The following is a 20,127-nucleotide window of genomic DNA, read 5'->3' as shown; positions in this document are numbered from 1 at the left end:
ACGCTGTCGAACGTGAAGGCCGGCAAGGCCGACATGGATGCGGTGAACGTATCGCAGCTGAAGTCGTCGGGCCTGATCGGTGAGGACGGCAAGACGCTGGCCGCAGTGACGTACGACAAGAACGCCGACGGCACGCCGAACTACACGTCGGCGACGCTGGCGGGTCCAGGCGGCACGATGCTGTCGAACGTGAAGGCCGGCAAGGCCGACATGGATGCGGTGAACGTATCGCAGCTGAAGTCGTCGGGCCTGATCGGCGACGACGGCAAGGAACTGGCTGCAGTGACGTACGACAGGAACGCTGACGGCACGCCGAACTATGGCTCGGTGACGTTGGGCGGTGGCAAGTCCGTGAAGCCCGTGACACTAGCGAACGTCGCGACGGGCGTGATCGGAACTGATGCGGTCAACGTCGACCAGTTGACCGGCGGCCTGAACGATCTGGAGGACAAGCTCGTCAACGGTGCAATCGACTTCAAGTACATCAAGGTCAAGTCGGAAGGGGTAGCGGCGCGTGCGTCGGGCGACCAGACCGTGGCAATCGGCGCGGCGTCCAACGCCACCGCCCAATATGCGATGGCATTGGGGTCGGGCGCGCGGGCGACCAGCAAGAACGCGGTGGCGATCGGCTTCAACTCGGTTGCCGACCAGGAAAACACGGTTTCGGTCGGCAGTTTGGGCGAAGAGCGTCGGATCGTTAATGTGAAGTCTGGTCAAATCGATGCGCTCAGCACCGACGCCGTGAACGGCTCGCAACTTTACGCGGCACTGGATCAGATCAATGCGTCGGTGGTCGCGCAGGAATACAGTCTCCGGACCCTTGCGCAGACGCGTGACGTGACGTCCAAGCCAGGCAGCTTCATGGCAGTCGAAGGGTTCGGCGCGGACGGCAACTTGCCGAACGTCGCGTCGCTCAATGGCCAGGATCCTACGTCCGGAACGGCCGCGGCAATTGGCATATCGAGTCAGGCGGCGGGGGTCAATGCCATCGCAGTCGGTCTGGAGGCCGTCGCCGGGTCGAACAACGCCGTTGCCATCGGCAGCTTCGCTCAGACCGGGATCGATCATCCGTATTCGGTCGCGATCGGCAGCATGGTGACGACGAATGGCCCCGGGGCCGTCGCGATCGGTGCGAAAACGAAGGCAAACGGGGAAAACTCGGTGGCCGTCGGCACTAACGGCGCAGCGGCTGTGGGCAAGAGTTCGGTCGTCGTCGGCGACAACGCGCAGGCATTGGCGGGCAGCGTCAACAGCATCGCAATCGGCGCGAACGCGAACGTGACCAGGGACATCACCAACGCAATCGCCCTCGGGGCGAACGCGAAGGTCCTGCAGGCAGGCAGCATCGCCCTCGGTGCCGGCTCGCTGGCCGATCGTGCGAACGCACTGTCGATCGGTGCGGCCGGTGCGGAACGGCAGATCGTCAACGTCGCGAAGGGTGCGCAGGACACCGACGCGGTCAACGTCAGCCAGCTGAAGGGCGTGACGGCCGCGCTCGGCGGCAAGGCGGGTGTCGCAGCGGACGGTTCGATCACGGCACCGTCCTACGCGATCGGCGGCCAGACGTACAACAACGTTGAGGATGCGCTGAAGGCTGCGGCGCAAAGCGGCGGCGGTGCCTCCGATCCGAATGGCGTGATTTACGACGGTGCCCTGAAGGACAAAGTGACGCTGGCGGGCCAGGACGGTACGACGTTGTCGAACGTGAAGGCGGGCGAGTTGTCGGCGACGAGCACAGATGCCGTGACGGGCGGCCAACTGTTCGCGACGAACGAAAGCCTGGGCGATCTGCAACAGTCGCTGAAGGATGGCGGCGTGATCGACCCGACCACGGGCAAGTCGCTGGCGGTGACGTACGACGGCGCGCAGAAGGACAAGGTGACGCTGGCGGGCCAAGGCGGTACGACGTTGTCGAACGTGAAGGCGGGTTTCGCCGACACGGATGCAGTGAACGTGTCCCAGTTGAAGGGTTCGGGCCTCATTGGCGACGACGGCAAGTCGATTGCCGCGGTGACGTACGACCGCAGCAACGACGGCGCGACGAACTTCGGTTCGGTGACGCTCGGCGGCATGGGCGCCGGGATCCCCGTCGCACTGCAGAACGTGGCGGCCGGCAAGGCGTCGATGGACGCCGTGAACGTATCGCAGCTGACGGGCGTGACGGAGGCGCTTGGCGGCGGAGCAGGTCTCGACTCGGACGGCCGCGTGACAGCACCGTCGTACACAGTGGGCGGAAAGACCTATACCAACGTCAACGATGCGCTGAAGGCCCTGGCCGAAAGCGAGAGCGGTGGCGGCGGTACGGGCACCGATCCGAATGCAGTGGCGTACGACGACACGCAGAAGGACAAGGTGACGCTCGCCGGCGCGAACGGCACGGTCATCAGCAACGTCGCGAACGGCTCGCTCGCCGAGAACAGCACCGACGCGATCAACGGCGCGCAGATGAACGCGCTTGCGCAGGACGTCGCGGCAGGATTCGGCGGTGGTGCATCGTTCGATCCGGGCACGGGCAAGCTGACGGCACCGACGTACGAACTGGCGGATGCGAACGGCGGAACTGCCGCGTATCACAACGTCGGCGATGCGATGAAGAATCTCGACGGACGTGTGTCGGACAACACGACCCGGATCGACTCGCTGCAGCAGGTTGCCGCCAACGCCGTGCAGTACGACGACGCATCGCATGGCGCGGTCACGCTCGGCGGCAAGAGCGCGACGGTTCCCGTGGCGCTGAAGAACGTCGCGGACGGCGCCGCCGATACTGACGCAGTGAACGTCCGGCAGCTTCGGTCAGCCGGGCTCGTCGGCGACGATGGCCAGTTGCAGGCGGCGGTGGTGTACGACAAGCGCAGCGACGGTACGACGGACTACGGTTCGGTGACGCTGGGTGGCGCAGGTGCATCCGTACCGGTCGCACTGCACAACGTCGCGGCCGGCAAGGCCATGACGGATGCCGTGAACGTCAGCCAGGTGAAGGGCGTGACCGATGCGCTGGGAGGCGGGGCAACGATCGATCCGAACACGGGCGATATCGTTGCACCCAATTATCAGGTCGGTGGAAACACGTTCAGCAACGCCGGCGACGCGCTGACGAATATCGACAAGCGTGTCACGACGATCCAGAACGGTATTGGCGAGAGCATGAACCTGGCCGGTGCCGTGGCATACGACAAGCTGTCGGACGGCACGCCGAATTTCGGCAAGGTGACGCTCGGCAATGGTATGACGTCTAGCCCGGTGACGCTGACGAACGTCGCCGACGGCAAGAGCCAGTATGACGCCGTGAACTATGGCCAGTTGTCCGCGTTGCAGGGACAAGTCGACGATCTCGACGGTCGCGTCGGCAATCTGACCGTGCCGGGTGGCGGTTCGGGCGGTAGTGGTACGACCGGCAGCAATTTGATCGCGGGCACCGGCGGCAGCGGTGCGACGAGCGGCGACTTCGTGGCGGCGAAGCCGGGCACCGGTAACGGCAACGTGGCCGCGGGTTCCAACGCGAAGGTCGCGGATGGTGTTAACAACGGCGCGACGTTCGGTGCGGGTTCGACGGTCAACGCGGACAGCGGCACGGCAATCGGCCATGGCGCAAGCGTCGCGGCCGACGCAACCGATTCGGTCGCGATTGGCCACAACTCGACGGCGACCGAGGCCAATACGGTGTCGGTCGGCAAGGAGGGGGCCGAGCGCCGGATCGTCAATGTCGCGGATGGCTTGAAGGCCACCGACGCCGTCAGCAAGGGGCAGTTCGACCGTGCGATGGGCGGGATGCAAGGCCAGATCAACGATGTGTCGCGCAACGCCTACTCCGGTATTGCAGCAGCCACAGCGCTGGCGATGATTCCGAGCATCGATCCCGGCAAGAACATGTCGTTCGGCATCGGCGCCGCGTCCTTCAAGGGATATCAGGCGGTGTCGCTCGGCGGCGAAGCGCGCATCACGGAGAACCTGAAGATGCGTGCCGGTGTCGGCCTCAGCAGTGGCAACAACACGTTCGGCGTGGGCGCTTCCTACCAGTGGTAACGCAGGTGGCGGGCCTTCGGGCCCGCTTTCCCACCCGGTTCGCGCCGGGCCGGCCAGGTCGCTCTTGCCGGCCCGTGCGTGGCGAACCGTTGTGAGCTGATCAATCCATACCCGATCTCATTCATTCAATCGTCCGCTGAAAGCGGGGACAGCATCATGCAAACACTTCATCACTTTTCCCGCGTCGGCTTTGCAGGCGCGCTAGTCGTCATGCTGAGCGCGTGTGCGACGCAGTCCGGGCCCACTTACAGCATCCGCGCGGTTGCCGTACCGAATCAATCGCAACCCGTATTTCGTGCAACCTGCGATGGCTTGCTGTCGAGCGGCAACGCGTGCCGGGCGGCTGCGGAGAAGCTTTGCGCCGGCAAGGGCGTAACGGTTCTGCAGTCCGTCGATCGCGTGCGCGACAATGCCGCGCTCAACGATCCTCGCGAAATCACCTTCATGTGCGGCAAGCCAGTGCCGCCGAGAGTCGAGCAACCGGCCGCACCGCGCCCGCAACCCGCGCCCCAGCCTCGACCGGAGCCCGTCGCGCAACGCCAGGTGCTGCTGCAAGGCAACGCCAACTTCGGGGTCGACAGCGCCACGTTGACGCCGGAGGCGCGACGCCAGCTCGACCGGTTTCTGAACGCGAACACGGGAACCTCGTTCCGCCGCGTGACGATTACCGGATATACGGATTCGACGGGTTCGCTGGCGCATAACCGGCGCCTGTCGGAGGCGCGCGCGCGGTCGGTCGCGACGTATCTGCGAACGAGCGGGCTGCAAACCGGGCAATTCGTGGCGGAGGGCATGGGGCCGTCCGAGCCGGTGGCATCGAATGCGACGCTTGACGGGCGTGCGAAGAATCGGCGCGTCGAGATTCAGGTCGTGCCCGAGTAACCGGTGGGCGGCACCGTCGATGCGGCCGTGCGATGAGTCGCGCGCAGGCCGCATCGCGGGAGCGGGACGACATCCGATAGAACAACGTAATTTCTGGAACAACAATGGAAACAACAAAAGCAGTGACGCGCCCGTCGCGTCCGACGATCGAAGCCGTGATGGACAACGTGCCGCCCTATACCGGCGTCGTCGCGAAGGACGGCCTGACGAACGACCCGCATCCGACGGTGACGGGCCGGGGCGATGCGGGCTCGGTCATTCACCTGCTGGTGGACGGCCGCGAAGTCGGCACGGCGGTGGTGGCGGCGAACGGGACGTGGAGCTTCACGTTGCCGCAATCGCTGGGCGACGGCGAGTATCGGCTGTCGGCGCGCGCGAGCAATGACGCGGGCATAAGCGTGCCGTCGACGTCGTACGGGATCCAGGTGGATACGACGCCGCCGTCGCAGCCGAAGATCGAGGCGGCGACGGAGGGTGCGCAACCGATGCTTTCCGGCCGTGCGGAGGCGTATTCGAAGGTGACGGTGTACGACGGTGCGACGGTGCTCGGTACGACGACAACCGGAGTCGATGGCACGTGGACGTTCCAGTTGCCGTCGGGGCTGTCGAACGGCACGCATTCGCTAACGGTGACGGCGATGGATCCGGCCGGCAATACGAGCGTCGCGTCGGACGGCATCGGCGTGATCGTGGGACCCGTGGCGCCGACGGTGCCGTCGGTGCCGACCGCGCAGGCGATCCTCGAGGAGATGGGGCGCGACAGCGGGAGCTCCAACTTCGACCGGTTGACGAACGACGGCACGGCGGGGCGTCTGTTGACGGGGCGCGTGAGCGCGGCGCTGGCGATCGGCGAGAAGGTACAGGTGTCGTCAGACGGCGGCCGTACGTGGCAGGACGCGCTCATGAAGGCCGACGGTACCTGGATGGTGATCGATTCGATTGCGCATGTGACCAACTGGACGATCCAGACGCGGGTGGTGAATGGCGAAGGCGTTGCGGGTGCGCTGAAGGCGTACGACGTGGAGCTGGACACGATGCCGCCAGATCCGCTCGCATCGGCGACGCGCTCAGGCAACGTGATCGAAGTGCTGTTTTCCGGCGTAGGCATGTCGGTGGGCGACATGGTGAGCGTGATGATCGGCGATTCCCGCATCGTGTATAACCTGACGGCGGTGGATATCGCATCGGGGCGGGCCAGGGTGCAGATCCCGGCGGATATTGCGGCGACGATGGACGAGCACACGAGCTACGGCGCGGCACTGGTGGATCGCAGCGGGAACATCTCGGATTACCTGGTCACGCGGTTTGTGGAGGCCACCACTTCCGGCTCGGGTTCGGGCGTCGGTATCGATTACAGGATTTTCGATTTCAACGGCGAGAAGCCACGGGATCTGGGTGCCAGTGGGATACCGGTCAATTTCGGTATTTTTTCGGTAGCACTCGACGCGACTATTACAGGCCAGGGTATCCGCCTGGCAGGCGGGAGCGCCGTTACGGGGAGCATCAAGCCCGAAGCAGGTGAAACGGGATTGTTGATGAGCACCAGAAAGTCGACGTTTTTCCTCAACGACGGAGCACATGCACAGGCATTGGCCATCGACATAGGCTTTGGTCTTGTGGCTCCGCGGAACTTCGCAATTGATTTTCTGGATGATGCGGGAGCCTTGGTTTATCGGTATCTTTTGAGCAAGGAAGGTTATTTCGTATACGGGGACAAAATCAATTCGTACCATATCGTATTGCCCGACAATCTCCAGTTTTCGTCTTTTGTGTTTAGTAAAAATACTGGGGGAGAAATATATCTTCCTGACAATAACCCGACCATGGTCTGGATCGACAATGTCGGCTTCTCCGGCGGGAGCTTTAGCACGCTTTTGCCTGATATTGCCGTAACGTTCAACAATGAGAAGCCACGAGATCTGGGTGCCAATGGGATACCGGTCAATTTCGGTATTTTTTCGGTAGCACTCGACGCGACTATTACAGGCCAGGGTATCCGCCTGGCAGGCGGGAGCGCCGTTACGGGGAGCATCAAGCCCGAAGCAGGTGAAACGGGATTGTTGATGAGCACCAGAAAGTCGACGTTTTTCCTCAACGACGGAGCACATGCACAGGCATTGGCCATCGACATAGGCTTTGGTCTTGTGGCTGCGCGGAGCTTCGCAATTGATTTTCTGGATGATGCGGGAGCCTTGGTTTATCGGTCTCTTTTGAGCAAAGAAGGTTATTTCGTATACGGGGACAAAATCCATTCGTACCATATCGTATTGCCCGACAATCTCCAGTTTTCGTCTTTTGTGTTTAGTATCAATACTGGGGGATTATTATATGTTCCTGACAAGAACCCGACCATGGTCTGGATCGACAATGTCGGCTTCTCCGGCGGGAGCTTCACCAAGGCGACATGGGAAACGATTACGGAACTCGTGCCGCCAGCCAATGTGCAGCATGTGTCCGACACCGCCGATGCTGCTTACTACGGTGCGGCTGGCGGCAGCGAATTTCAGGTCGACCACGTCTCCTACTTCTCCGGCGCGAACAGCGGCATTCACGGTGGCGCCGGCATCGATACGCTGAAGCTCACGGGCGCGGGCCAGGTGCTGGATCTGTCGAAGCTGCTCAACGTCGACGGTCACGACAAGCTCTCGTCCATCGAAATTGTCGACATCACCGGCACGGGCAACAACACGCTGAAGCTGTCGATGAGCGATGTGCTGACGCTCGGCCACGAAGATCTGTTCCGCACGGACGGCCATACGCAGATGATGGTGAACGGCAATGCGGGCGACCGTGTCGAACTGTCGGGCATGAGCGGTAGCGATGGCGGCCACTGGACGAATCAGGGAACGGTGGCCGTCAACGGCATGGCCTACGTCGTCTACGAGAATACGGCGCTGAACGTCGAATTGCTGGTGCAGTCTGCCGTCTCGACGCAGGTCGTCTGATCCACCCGCGTCGACTGCCCCGCATCGCGCCGAGTGCGCATTGCGGGGCATCGTCTCGCTTCAACCGTCGTGCCGCCACGTTCTTGTGGCGCCACGTTTCATTTCTTTCTCCGGCGCTTGCCGGGTATCCAATCGCGCTCGACGTGCTCAATGGGCGACAAGTCTCCCTCTGGTGACCTATTTTCAGCGATTCGACATTGTCCTAATAGTTTTGAGAATGGTTTAGGACTTTTCATATATCACGCCTTGCGCGCCTTCCGTACAGTCGTTGTCTTTCGACGGAGATACCGGTGCCGCTGTGCCGATTAACCGGCATCGTCGCGCGACCGAACGGAGCGGAGCGTCGCCGCAGGTCCGAAACCAGCACCTGACGAACCGCGAGCGTGCCCGCGCAACGCGTATTCCGGACGCTTCTTCCGCACGAACGCTAACGGCGTCTGACCGGAACCGTCGAGCAACCACATGATGATCGACCCTATGAACACCCGAACCTTCGATAGCGATATCGGGCAGGACAGCGAAACTGTCCTGCCGGAAATTATTGGACGCGACAGCCTGCTGGATGCCGCGTCATGGATCTGCGACTACTACGGATACGGCCGGACGCGTGAAGCACTGACGGCCGGGCTCGCGATGTCCGCATCGCTGACGCCGTCGCTCGCGCTCGAACTGCTCGCGCAGGCCGGTTTGTCGGTGAAGCTGGTCGAGCGGAAACTGTCGCTATTGTCCGAGCATTTGATGCCCGTGCTGTTGCTGCGTCGCAATGGCAGCGCATGCGTGCTGCTCGGACGACGCGTCGAACGATCCGGCGCGAACGATGCCCGCATCGTTTACCGGATCCTGATGCCCGAAATGGGCAGCGGCCCCGTCGAATGCGTCGAAGCCGAAATCGACGACACGTACTCGGGCTACGTGATCCTCGTCAAACCGCGCGCGAAAGCCGACGGCCGCGACGGCGAGCCGCTGCCCGAGCCGGCCGGCCACTGGCTGCTGCGTACGTTGTGGCGCTACCGCAGCTATTACGCGAGTGCGGCGCTCGGCGCTTTTCTCATCAATGTGCTCGGCCTCGCGAGCGTGTTCTTCACGATGAACGTGTACGACCGCGTCGTGCCGAACCAGGCGTACGTCACGCTGTGGTCACTCGCGATCGGCGTCGCGCTGGCGATGCTGCTGGAGGCCGTGTCGCGGCACGTGCGTGCGCACGTGCTCGACACGGCCGGCAAGAAAGCCGATCTCGTGCTCGGCAGTCTGCTGTTCCGTCAGGCGCTGGCGATCCGGATGGAGCGCCGGCCGGCGTCCGCCGGCTCGTTCGCGCACCGGCTGCGCGAGTTCGAGTCGGTGCGCGATTTCGCGACGTCGGCGACGCTTTCCGCGGTCTCGGATCTGCCGTTCGTCCTGCTGTTCGTCGCGGTGATCTTCGCGGTCGCGGGCCCGCTCGGCTGGATTCCGCTGCTGATGATTCCGCTGATCGTCGGCATCGGCCTGATCGTCCAGTGGCCGCTTGCGCGCGCGATGCGCGAGAATCTGCGCGAAGCGTCGCTGAAGCAGGGCGTGCTGATCGAATCGATCGAGGGGCTCGAGACGCTGAAGGCCGTCGGCGGAGAAGGCGCGATGCGGCATCGCTGGGACACGTTCAGTGCGAAGGCCGCCACGTCGTCGATGACGTCGCGCCGGCTCTCGAGTATCGCGACGAGCATCCTTTCCTGGCTGCAGCAGATGCAGACCGTGGTGATCGTGGTCGCAGGCGTCTATCTGATCGGCGCGGGATCGCTCACACAAGGCGCACTGATCGGCGCGGTGATGCTCGCCGGTCGCGCGACAGCGCCGCTCGGTCAGGTCATGGGGCTCGCGCTGCGCTTCCAGCAGGCGAAGGCCGCACTGCGTTCGCTCAACGAACTGATGGCGATGCCGGTCGATCACGACGCGGAGCGGGAATACCTCGCCCGTCCGCCGCTGACCGGCCATGTGAAGCTCGACGACGTTTCGTTTTCCTATCCGTCTTCGAGTCTGCAGCAGAATGCGCCCGTCCTGCAGGCCGTTTCGGTCGAAATCCGGCCCGGCGAGCGCGTCGCGATACTGGGACGGGTCGGCAGCGGCAAGTCGACGCTGCTGCGTCTGATCGCGCGCCTGTACCGGCCGACCGGCGGCAAGGTGCTCGCCGACGGCCTCGATGCCGAGCAGATCACGCCGGCAGACTGGCGGAAGACGTTCGGCTACGTGGGCCAGGACAGCCGTCTGTTCTACGGCTCGCTGCGCGACAACGTGACGATCGGCCGGCCCGACGCGACCACCGAGGAATTGCTGCAAGCGCTGAAGCTGACGGGGCTCGACGAACTCGCCGCCCGCCACCCGCTCGGCGTCGGCCTGCCGGTCGGCGAGAACGGCAGCGAGCTGTCGGGCGGACAGCGCCAGCTCGTCGCGCTCGCGCGCAGCCTGATCGTGCGTCCGAGCGCGTTGCTGCTCGACGAACCGACGAGTGCGATGGACACGCAGACGGAAACGTTGTTCATCGAACACCTGCGGCAGGCGACGGACGGTCAGACGCTCGTCGTCGTCACGCACCGGACCTCGCTGCTGGTGCTCGTCGATCGCATCGTGGTCGTCGATCAGGGCAAGGTCGTGATGGACGGGCCGAAGGCGCGCGTGTTCGCGGCGCTAACGGGACAGTCGGCGCCGGACGCGGGCGCCGCCGCGCACGGCGCGACGCGCACGCCGGTCCGGCCCATACGGGTCACCGAGCGTTCGGTCGCGGCGGCCGGCGACGCGGCCGAGTCAGGCGCGCAGGTCGCGGAGGCCGGGCGATGAGCGATCGATCGATGTTTCGGCGGCGCAGGCGTGAGCCGCGGCTGTTGACGCAGGACGCGGCGTTTATGGGCGACGTCCGCGAAGCGTTGCTGGTGCGTTCGTCGGCTGGCGCGCAAATCGTGCTGTACGTCGTGGCCGTGGTGCTGGTCGCAGGGCTGACGTGGGCGCATTTCGCGCGCGTCGAGGAAGTCACGCGCGGCGAGGCAACGGTGGTGTCGCAGAACCGCGAGCAGGTCATCCAGAGCCTCGAAGGCGGGATCGTCAGGCAGATCGCGGTGCGCGAAGGCGAATTCGTCGAGAAGGCGCAGTTGCTGGCCAAGATCGACCCGACCCGTGCGGAATCCAGCTACCGCGAATTGTGGTCGAAAGTCCTTGGCCTGAAGGCGACGATCGCACGGTTGCGCGCGGAGGCGTACGGTGTGCCGCTCGCGTTTCCAGACGATGTGACGCGCAAGCCAGCGCTCGTCCGGCAGGAGACGGCGGCCTACGAGGCCCGCCGGCGCGTGCTGGACGAAGGGGTTGCCGCGCTGGCGCGAAGCCGGACGCTGGTGTCGCGCGAGATCGCGATGTCGGAACCGCTCGCGGCAAAAGGGCTGATCTCGGAAGTCGAGATCCTGCGCATGCGACGGCAGGCGGCCGACCTCGACGCGCAGATCGTCGAGCGCCGGAATCGCTACCGCGCCGATGCAGGAGCGGAGCTGACGCGGCTGGAACCGGAGCTCGCGCAAACGAACGAATCGCTCGTCGGCCGCGCCGACGTGCTCGCGCGCACCGACGTCGTCGCGCCGATGCGCGGCGTCGTGAAGAACGTGCGGATCCACACGCCCGGCGCGGTCGTGCAGCCCGGCGAACACATCATGGAGATCGCGCCCGTCGACGACAGGCTGCTGGTCGAGGCGCGCATCAAGCCGTCGGACGTCGCGTTCCTGCGTCCCGGGTTGCCGGCGCTCGTGAAGGTCGGCGCGTACGACTACGCGATCTACGGCGGGCTCCACGGGCGCGTCGTCAGCGTCGGGCCCGATACGGTAAAGGACGAGCAGCGTGCGGCATCGGGCCGGCCGGACGCGACGTATTACCGGCTGATGGTCGAAACGGACACGAACGCGCTCGACGTCGCGGGCCGGCGCCTGCCGATCCTTCCGGGCATGCAGGCGACGGTCGACGTCCGGACCGGTGAGAAGACGGTGCTCGACTATCTGCTGAAACCGATTTTCAAGGCCCGCGAGGCCTTCCGGGAGCGCTGACATGAACCGTTATCCAAATATCGCGCACGACACCGGTTGGGCATGTCTGCGTGCGTCGTTGGCGGTCGCGATCGCGGCGGCCATGCCGATCGTCGCGTTCGCTTCGCAATCTGCTGCGGCTGCCAACTTGACGGATGGCGCATCGAAGCTGGTGCGTGCCGAGCCGGCCGGCGAGCCGATGCGCGTAATTTCTCGCGATCACGGCGCCGGGGATGCGCTTGCCGCGCGCGATGGATCGCCGCAGGCGCGGGCCGCGCAATCGCTTGCGAATGAGGCCGACGTGCGGAGATGGCTATACACCGCCGCCGAGGCGGCCGTCGACGTCAGCCCGCAGGTACGGCGCATGTATGCGGAGTATCAGGCCGCACAGTCGGACGTCGATCAGGCGAAGGGTGCGCGCTGGCCGCAACTGCAACTGAGCGCGCGGACGCGTTCGGCGCAGTTCGGCCCGAATGCGGGCAGCGGCTACGATCCCGGCAATTCGGTTAACGCCGATCTGACGACGACGCTGTACGACTGGGGGCACAACGAGAAGCTGATCGGCAGCCGCCGGGAACTCGCGAGCGCGAACCAGGAGAGTTACATCGCGCAGATGGAGGATTCCGCGTACCAGGTGTCGAGCACGCTCGTGGAAATCGCGAAACAGCGCAACGTCGCTGCATTGAGCCAGCAGTTCGTCGACCGGATGATGCGGCTCGTGAGCATGCTCGACGAGATCGTCGCGGTCGACCGAGGCCGAGGCAGCGAGCTGACGCAGGCGAAGGCGCGGCTGCTGCAGGCGCAGGCGAGCCGCGACGCCGCGTTCGCGAAGTGCCGCGACGCCGAGCTAAACCTGCGCAAGCTGGTGGGCGAGCAGCCCATGCCCATCCCGACGGCGCCGAGCTGGCCGCTGTGGCCTGGCAATCTCGAGCGCCTGATGTCTGCGCTCGACGAGAATCCGCGCCTTCAGCAGGCGCGCGCGGAGGCGGCCGCCGCGGATCTCAATCGCGATGCGGTGCGCGCGTCGTCCAGGCCGCGTCTCGACTGGGTCGTCAGCACGAATACGGGACGAGACGCGCTCGGGCGCAGGACGCCGTGGCAGACGATGCTCACGCTGAACTGGAGTGCGTTCACGGGCGGCGCCGCGACGGCGGCGACCAACGCGGCCGCTTACCGAGCGCTGGCCGGCTGGCGGCAAGTCGAGCAGGCGCGCCTCGATCTCGAATATCAGGTGCGCAGCGCCGACCAGGACGCCCGCGCGCTCGGCGAGCGCGCCGACCAGTACCACGATCTGACGGCGGAGTCGGACCGGGTACGCAGCGCGTTCTTTGATCAGTGGTATCACCTCGGGCGGCGCTCGCTGCTCGACGTACTGATCGCAGAGAGCGAGTACTACAACAATCGCGTCAGCGAAGTCGCGTATCGGTTCGACGGGTACGCGGCGACGCTGCGCGGCTACGCATCGGCAGGGATGCTCGTTCGCTGGCTGCGCGAAGGATGACGCTTTGCAGCTCGCGCTGGCCGACTGTCGCGCGGCGCTCGGCGCTGGCTGCGCGACGGAGAAAGCCATGCATGCTGAATCGATCGTGAACTGGTTTGCGCCGCCTGCGCGTCCGCCAGCTTCCTATTTGCCGCCACCGTACGGTTCCAGGCGCGGCGTCGTCGACGCATTCGCGCGTCTGCCGGCGCGCGCGGCGCATTTGCCGGGCGCGCCGGTCGCGTGGACTGCGGTCGAGAGTACCGGCGCGAAGCACAGTGCGGCGCGTGCGGCCGATTTCGGGCACGACAATCTGGCGTGGAGTCGCCCGCGCGTGCGCTACAGCCTTGGCCGGATCGCATGGACCGCGGCGGGCGGTGCCGTGTTCGGCGCGGCTTTGGCGCTGTGGCTCGGCGCGATAGTGGCCGGATCGGGCGCGCGTGCGCCGGCAGTGGCACGTGTGCCGGAACGGGCGCCTGTCGCGGCGTCAGACGGTCGGCCAGGGGCGTCGCCGACGCGCGTGCCGCGTGCGTCGGCACAGGTCGAACATGGGGGGGCGCATGGATTGACCGCCGCAGTCGGGCCAGGCAGGTCCGTCGAACAGGCCGCCCCGACCGTGCCGGCGCTGCCTGCCGTGCGTCAGGACACCTCCGACGTGGGAGCTGTCGAACGTAGCTTCGCGCGAACGGCGCAAGCGCGGCCTGCGCCGCGTGCCGCACGCGATCCGCAGCCGGTTCTCGCACCGGTGGCACCTGCGGCACCTGCGCGGCCGGAAGCCTGCGGCGACGATTGGCCGTGCGGTGAGACGCTGCACTCGATGCGGATCGAACTGGCGAACTGGGAGGCCGAACAGGCGCGGCGCGCCCAGGTATCGCCGCCGAATGCTGGACCGAACGCGTCGGTCCGATTAAGCGAGCACGTGCGGTTGACGGACTGACGAGTTGAGAGTTGGCACGACGAATGTCGTCGCCGGTTGGGGCCGCAGCGAGTTGGATAACAACGGGGATCCTAATGGAATGCTCGAACGGCTAGAGCTAGCGCAATGACGTCTGCCGATCACGCTCGAAACCCGCAATCAGTTGCGTGGAAATGCATCGGAAATCGCTTGTCCAGGCTCACGCGCCATTGGACAGCGCTGAGAAAAAATCCTCCCAATAATTCAGACAAGTTCCATATGCACTGACGAATAGGAACGGTATCCTGGCGGATCCATTCTAGGCGCACAGTCACGTGGTTAAGTTATGAGTATTTATGGTCGGGTTGTCGTGTATGCGGCTCGACTTTCCATCGAGCCTGCTCATCAATTCGCGCAGCCGTTGGTCTTGTCGAAACAGTTTGCCTCCCGCCTCTGGCGTCGCATTCGCGATGTCCGTCTTCCGCGCGGCCTGAGCCTCGGCGCAGGGATATGGCTGCTATTGCCGGGTTTCGCTTTCGCGCAAGTGCCGAACGCCGGCAAGTCAATGCGTGAAATCGAATCCTTGCGCCCGGCGTTGCCGGCTGCACCCGAACCCGAGCTCGAAATCGAGCGCCCCCAGCAGGCCACGCCCGTGCCGGACAACGCCGATGCGGGGCCGCGCGTGATGGTTCGGGGGTTCGCGATCGGCGGCAACCGATTGTTTACGTCCGAGCAGTTGCAGCCGCTCGTCCAGGACCTGACCGGGCGCGAACTGAGTTTCGCGGAGTTGCAGGCGGCAGCGGCACGCATCACGACCTATTACCGCGAGCATGGCTATGTGCTCGCGCGCGCGTATCTGCCGCGCCAGGATATCGAAGACGGCGTGGTCCGGATCGACGTGCTGGAAGGCCGCTACGACCGGATCGAGCTGAACAACCGCTCGCGCGTGCGGGACGCCGTGATACGCCAGCCGCTGTCCGCGCTGCGCCCGGGCGAGGCTGTGCGCAGCGCGGACCTCGAACGCACCTTGCTGTTCGTCGGCGATCTGCCCGGCGTCGACGCGAAGGGCACGTTGCGCCCGGGTCGCGTGCAGGGCACGACCGATCTCGTGCTCGACGCGGAACCCGGGCCGATCGCGACGGGAACGCTCGAGGCGGACAACTACGGCAACGTGTCGACCGGGCGCTACCGTCTCACGGGCGGCATTGCGGTCAACTCGCCGTTGCGCGTCGGCGACCGACTCACGTTGCGCGGCATGACGAGCGATGCACGCCAGCGCTACTACAGCGCGTCCTATCAACTGCCCGTCGGCCCGTGGGCGACGCGTATCGGGGTGGGCTATTCGAATCTGGATTCGAAGGTCGGCAAGGGGTTCGAGGCACTCGACCTGCGCAGCCGGGCGAATATCCAGAGTGTGTTCGTCGCACAGCCGCTGGTGCGCAGCCGCGCGTTCCGCCTGGCCGCGCAGGTCCAGTATGAAAACAAGAACCTGCACGACGACTATCGCGCGTTCGAGCTGCAGGACGACAAGAACGTCGGGCTATGGACCTTCACGCTGAGCGGCAATGGCAATGACGGGTTGCTGGGCGGCGGCACGACCGGCTTCTCCGTCATGTTCGGCGCCGGCCGTCTGCGCACCAACGATGCACTCGAAGCGCAACGGCTCGTCAAGTCGCGCGGCACCTTCAAGAAGCTCAGCGTCAACGTGATGCGTGTGCAGGCGCTCGGCTCGCGTTTCCAGTTCTACACGCAGTTCAGCGGCCAGTTGTCGTCCGGCAACCTTGACTCGTCCGAACAGTTCAGCCTCGGCGGGCCGTACGGCGTGCGTGCCTACACGCTCGGCTCGGGCAGCGGCGACCAGGGGTGGCAGGCCAGCGCTGAATTGCGTTATGCCGTGGCGCCGGGCTGGCAGGTCAGCACGTTTGTCGACGCCGGTCGGGTCCAGATCAACAAATACCGCGTGTTGAAGGACGTCAATTTCATTTCCATGCACGCCGCCGGGGTCGGTGCCGGCTGGTACGGCAAAGGCCGTCAGGTCACGGTGGCGGCGGCATGGCCGTTCGATTCCAGCGCAGGGTTGGCGGCTGCTGCCGGCTCTCCGCGGATTTGGGCCCAGGCGATTCAGTATTTCTGAACGTCTGCAGGCAGTCCCTGCGTAACAACGCAGGGTTGAGTAATTGGTACAACGAGGAAGCCAGAAATGAACAAGACCTACGCATTAGTCTGGAATCACACCAGCGGATGCTGGAGCGTGGCGAGCGAGCAAGCGCGCCGTCGTGGCAAGACGGGCGGCGGCCGCCGCGTGATCGCGGCGGCGGTGACGATGCTCGGCGCAGTGGCGGCGACGTCGGCGTATGCGTTGCCGACGGGGCAGCAGATCGTGTCGGGTTCGGGGTCGGTCACGACGTCGGCCGACGGGAAGGCGATGACGATCGACCAGCAGAGCAACAAGCTGATAACCAACTGGCAGGATTTCAGCGTGAGTAGCGGGGAGCGTGTGCAGTTCAACCAGCCGACGAACCAGTCGCTCGCGCTGAACCGGGTGATCGGTCAGAACGGCAGCCAGATCCACGGGCAGATCGACGCGAACGGCAAGGTGTTCCTGGTGAACCCGAACGGGGTCGTCTTCGGTTCGGGGGCGCAGGTGAACGTCGGCGGGCTGGTGGCGTCGACGCGCGACATCTCGGACAAGGATTTCCTGGCGGGCAATTACCGGTTCACGGGAACGTCGTCCGGCAAGGTGGTGAACAACGGCGCGATTACGGCGGCGGAAGGCGGCGGCGTGGCGCTGCTGGGCGCGCAGGTGTCGAATAACGGCGTGATTCAGGCGCGGATGGGCAGCGTGGCGCTCGGCGCGGGCAACGACATGACGGTGAACTTCGATGGCAGCGGCGTGCTGAGTCTGCAGGTGGACGGCGGCGCGGTCGACGCGCAGGTGCACAACGGCGGCCTGCTGAAGGCGGACGGCGGCGAGGTACTGATGACGGCGCGTGCGGCGGGCGACCTGCTCAGCGCGGTGGTCAACAACAGCGGAACGATCGAGGCGAACGGCCTGAGCGCGCGCAACGGGAAGATCACGCTGGACGGCGGGCGCGTGCAGGTCGCCGGCAAGCTGGATGCGAGCGCACAGGATGCGGACGCGGCCGGTGGCTCGATCACGACGCGCGGCGAGCGGGTGGAAGTGTCGCAGAACGTGCAGGTGGACACGCGCGCGGCTTCGGGACGCACGGGCGAGTGGACGATCGAGGCGGCGAACGCCGACGTGGGCGTGGCCGCGGCACTCGGCAATCCGACCACGCGCGGTATCGTGATCAACGGCGGGATGAATGGCAACACCGGTAACGGCGACGATAGCGTGAACGTCGGTATCGGCGGTAATGCTGGCGACGGCCAAACGGCCGGCAACGGCACGGGCATCGTGGTCGGCGGGGGCGGCAACGGCACGGGCATTGTGGTCGGCGGGAGGGGGAACGGTGCTGCGGGCGGTGCCGCGATCGACGCAGCAACGCTGTCGCGCATCCTGGGCACGACGAACGTCGAGCTGAGCAAGACGGCCGGCGATCTGACGGTCGGCGGCTCCGTGAACTGGGCCAGCGACAATGCGCTGACCTTGACGGCGCGAAACGGCGACGTCGCGCTGGACAAGTCGCTCACGGCGACGGGTGAGCACGCGGGTCTCGCGGTGAACGCAGGCCGCCAGATTCGTGCGAACGACAAAGTCATGCTCACGGGGCAGCATGCAAGCCTCGAGCTCAATTCGGGTTCGGGTCATACGCTGAATGACGACGCGTCGTTCACGCTGTCGGGCGCGAATGCGTCGTACCGCTCGAACGGCGAATCGTATCGCGTGATCCACAGCGTCGATCAGTTGCGCGGGATCGAACAGGACATGGAAGGTCGATACGTTCTGGGCGACGAAATCGACGGCAAGGGCGGATCGTTCCTGAGCATCGGCGACAGCTACTCGTTCGGTGGCCGGTTCGACGGACTGGGTAACACGATCGGCAATCTCGCGGTGTACGGCACCGGGCCGTTCATCGGACTCTTCGGTGCGAATACCGGTTTTATCGGGAACCTGAAGCTGGCATCGATTTCCGTGACAGGCGCCAGGTCGTATTCGGGCCAAGGTCCGGCATTCGTCGGGGGCCTCACGGGCGTGAATCTCGGCACTATTTCGAACGTGCAAGCGAAAGACGTGACCATCAAGGCCGGCACGACGCGGTTGCAGGAACTCGGTGGTCTCGTCGGCCTGAACCTGAGCGGCACCATTGATCGCGCGTCGGTGACGGGGCGCGTTGAAGGGAACCGCTCTACCCTGGCGATGGGCGGCCTCGTCGGCGAACACGTGACTTCTCCCGATCCGAAGTACCGCGTCGCCAGCATCACGAATAGCGCCGCCGATGTGGCAATCACAGGCACGGTCAAGGATCAACGGACGGTCAGCGGCGGTGTGGGCGGCCTTGTCGGCCGCAGCACGAATGCGGTGATCGCGCGATCGACGAGCGCGGGCAGCGTTGAACTGTCGAATGCCGACGGTGCGAAGGTCGGCGGTCTCGTCGGCGTCAACGAAGCGGGCAGCAGCATCGATGCGTCGGATGCGAACGTCACGGTATCGGTGAAAGGCCGCGACACGATGGTCGGCGGATTGGTCGGTCATAACGACGGTGGCAGGATTTCCGCGTCGAATGCCCGCGGCGACGCAACGGGCGGCGACCGCGCGCGCGTTGGTGGACTGGTGGGTCACAACACGGGCGTCATCACGGCGTCGAACGCCGACGGCAAGGCGATCGGCGGCAACGACAGCCTTGTCGGGGGATTGGTCGGCCGGAATGACGGCGGCCAGATTTCCGCGTCGAACGCCAACGGCAGCGCAACCGGCGGCAACGATAGTTATGTCGGCGGATTGGTGGGCTTGAACGACGGTGGCAGGATTTCCGCGTCGAATGCCCGCGGCGACGCAACGGGCGGCGACCGCGCGCGCGTCGGCGGACTGGTGGGTCACAACGCGGGCGTCATCACGGCGTCGAACGCCGACGGCAAGGCGACCGGCGGCAACGACAGTCATGTCGGGGGATTGGTCGGCCGGAATGACGGCGGCACGCTCTCGGCGTCGAATGCGACTGGCGAGGTCAAGGCAGGCGCCCGTTCGAACGCCGGGGGTGTCGTGGGCACCAATGCCGGAACGATCGCCAGCGTCACCGCGCACGGTAACGTGAGTGTTGGCGATGACGGGCTGGCAGGCGGTCTCGTCGGCGAAAATACGTACGGCAAGCAGGCGAGCATCACGAGCAGCTCGACGTCGAGCAACGTGAAGGGCGGAGATCGCTCGCAAGTCGGCGGCATCGTCGGCAACAACGGCGCAACCGTGGCAAGTTCGAGCGCGTCGGGCACTGTGAGCGGCGGTGCCGATGCCCGTCTCGGGGGGCTGGCCGGAATGAATTTCGGCGCGATCCGCCTGTCGTCGACGAGCAGCCGCATCGACTACGTCGCAGCGAACAATCAGCTTTATGGTGGTATGGCCGGGGTGAATTTCGGCACCATCACGCTGAGTTCGGCGACAGGTGACGCCGCGAAGGTGAAGGCGGTCGGCGCCGGGATTGCTCCGCGATAAACGCCGTCGGCGGGGGGGGGGGGGGGGGGGGGGGGGGGGGGGGGGGGGGGGCCGAGTTTTGGCCCGCCGCGCCTCACCATACAACAGCGTGTGCTCGGAATTCGGTCCCGTCCCGTGAATATGCGCCACGGGACGCGAACTTTAGATCGAATTCATCATGAAGGGTCCAGTCAAGCGACTCTCGAAAAGTGCCGGGAATCTAATGTCGAGATTCCGCTGACGGCGAACTGCATACAAGATGAGTCAGGACGTCCAGGCTGGTACCG

General features: G+C 65.3%; 9 protein-coding genes and 1 pseudogene. All 10 read left to right on the top strand.

The genetic code is table 11. The annotated features are described in order from the left end of the window. Window positions 1–4,023, top strand: a 4,023-nt coding sequence (locus AC3WLT_RS07995) for a YadA family autotransporter adhesin (protein ID WP_492591347.1), incomplete at its 5' end; no start/stop codon positions are given. Between the two features lie 156 nt (window positions 4,024–4,179). Further along, window positions 4,180–4,905 (top strand): OmpA family protein, encoded by a 726-nt coding sequence (locus AC3WLT_RS07990; protein ID WP_492591346.1) that lies wholly within the window; start codon window positions 4,180–4,182, stop codon window positions 4,903–4,905. 104 nt (window positions 4,906–5,009) lie between these two features. Then, window positions 5,010–5,516: pseudogene (locus AC3WLT_RS07985) on the top strand (Ig-like domain-containing protein); the annotation flags it as partial. Between the two features lie 27 nt (window positions 5,517–5,543). Further along, window positions 5,544–7,850 carry a hypothetical protein gene (locus AC3WLT_RS07980; RefSeq protein ID WP_492591361.1) on the top strand — a complete coding sequence of 769 codons (2,307 nt, stop codon included), beginning with the start codon at window positions 5,544–5,546 and terminating at the stop codon, window positions 7,848–7,850. A gap of 465 nt (window positions 7,851–8,315) precedes the next feature. Next, complete coding sequence (locus AC3WLT_RS07975) at window positions 8,316–10,655, top strand: type I secretion system permease/ATPase (protein ID WP_492591359.1); 2,340 nt, start codon at window positions 8,316–8,318, stop codon at window positions 10,653–10,655. A 65-nt stretch (window positions 10,656–10,720) separates the two neighbouring features. Further along, window positions 10,721–11,899: an HlyD family type I secretion periplasmic adaptor subunit gene (locus AC3WLT_RS07970; RefSeq protein WP_492591358.1), complete on the top strand. Its 1,179-nt coding sequence runs from the start codon at window positions 10,721–10,723 to the stop codon at window positions 11,897–11,899. 1 nt (window position 11,900) lies between these two features. Continuing rightward, window positions 11,901–13,379 (top strand): TolC family protein, encoded by a 1,479-nt coding sequence (locus tag AC3WLT_RS07965; RefSeq protein ID WP_492591345.1) that lies wholly within the window; start codon window positions 11,901–11,903, stop codon window positions 13,377–13,379. Window positions 13,380–13,446: 67 nt separating this feature from the next. Then, the gene (locus tag AC3WLT_RS07960) at window positions 13,447–14,292 is read left to right on the top strand and encodes a hypothetical protein (protein ID WP_492591344.1); all 846 of its coding nucleotides are present in this window, start codon (window positions 13,447–13,449) and stop codon (window positions 14,290–14,292) included. Window positions 14,293–14,815: 523 nt separating this feature from the next. Further along, entirely contained in the window at window positions 14,816–16,384 is a 1,569-nt protein-coding gene (locus tag AC3WLT_RS07955; protein WP_492591343.1) for a ShlB/FhaC/HecB family hemolysin secretion/activation protein, read from the top strand. Between the two features lie 66 nt (window positions 16,385–16,450). Then, on the top strand, window positions 16,451–19,861 hold the full coding sequence (locus AC3WLT_RS07950) for a two-partner secretion domain-containing protein (protein WP_492591342.1): 3,411 nt from the start codon (window positions 16,451–16,453) through the stop codon (window positions 19,859–19,861). Window positions 19,862–20,127: the final 266 nt, after the last annotated feature.

The organism is Paraburkholderia sp. FW306-2-2C-D06C, assembly GCF_058781505.1.
This window is presented reverse-complemented; position numbering and strand designations above follow the sequence as displayed.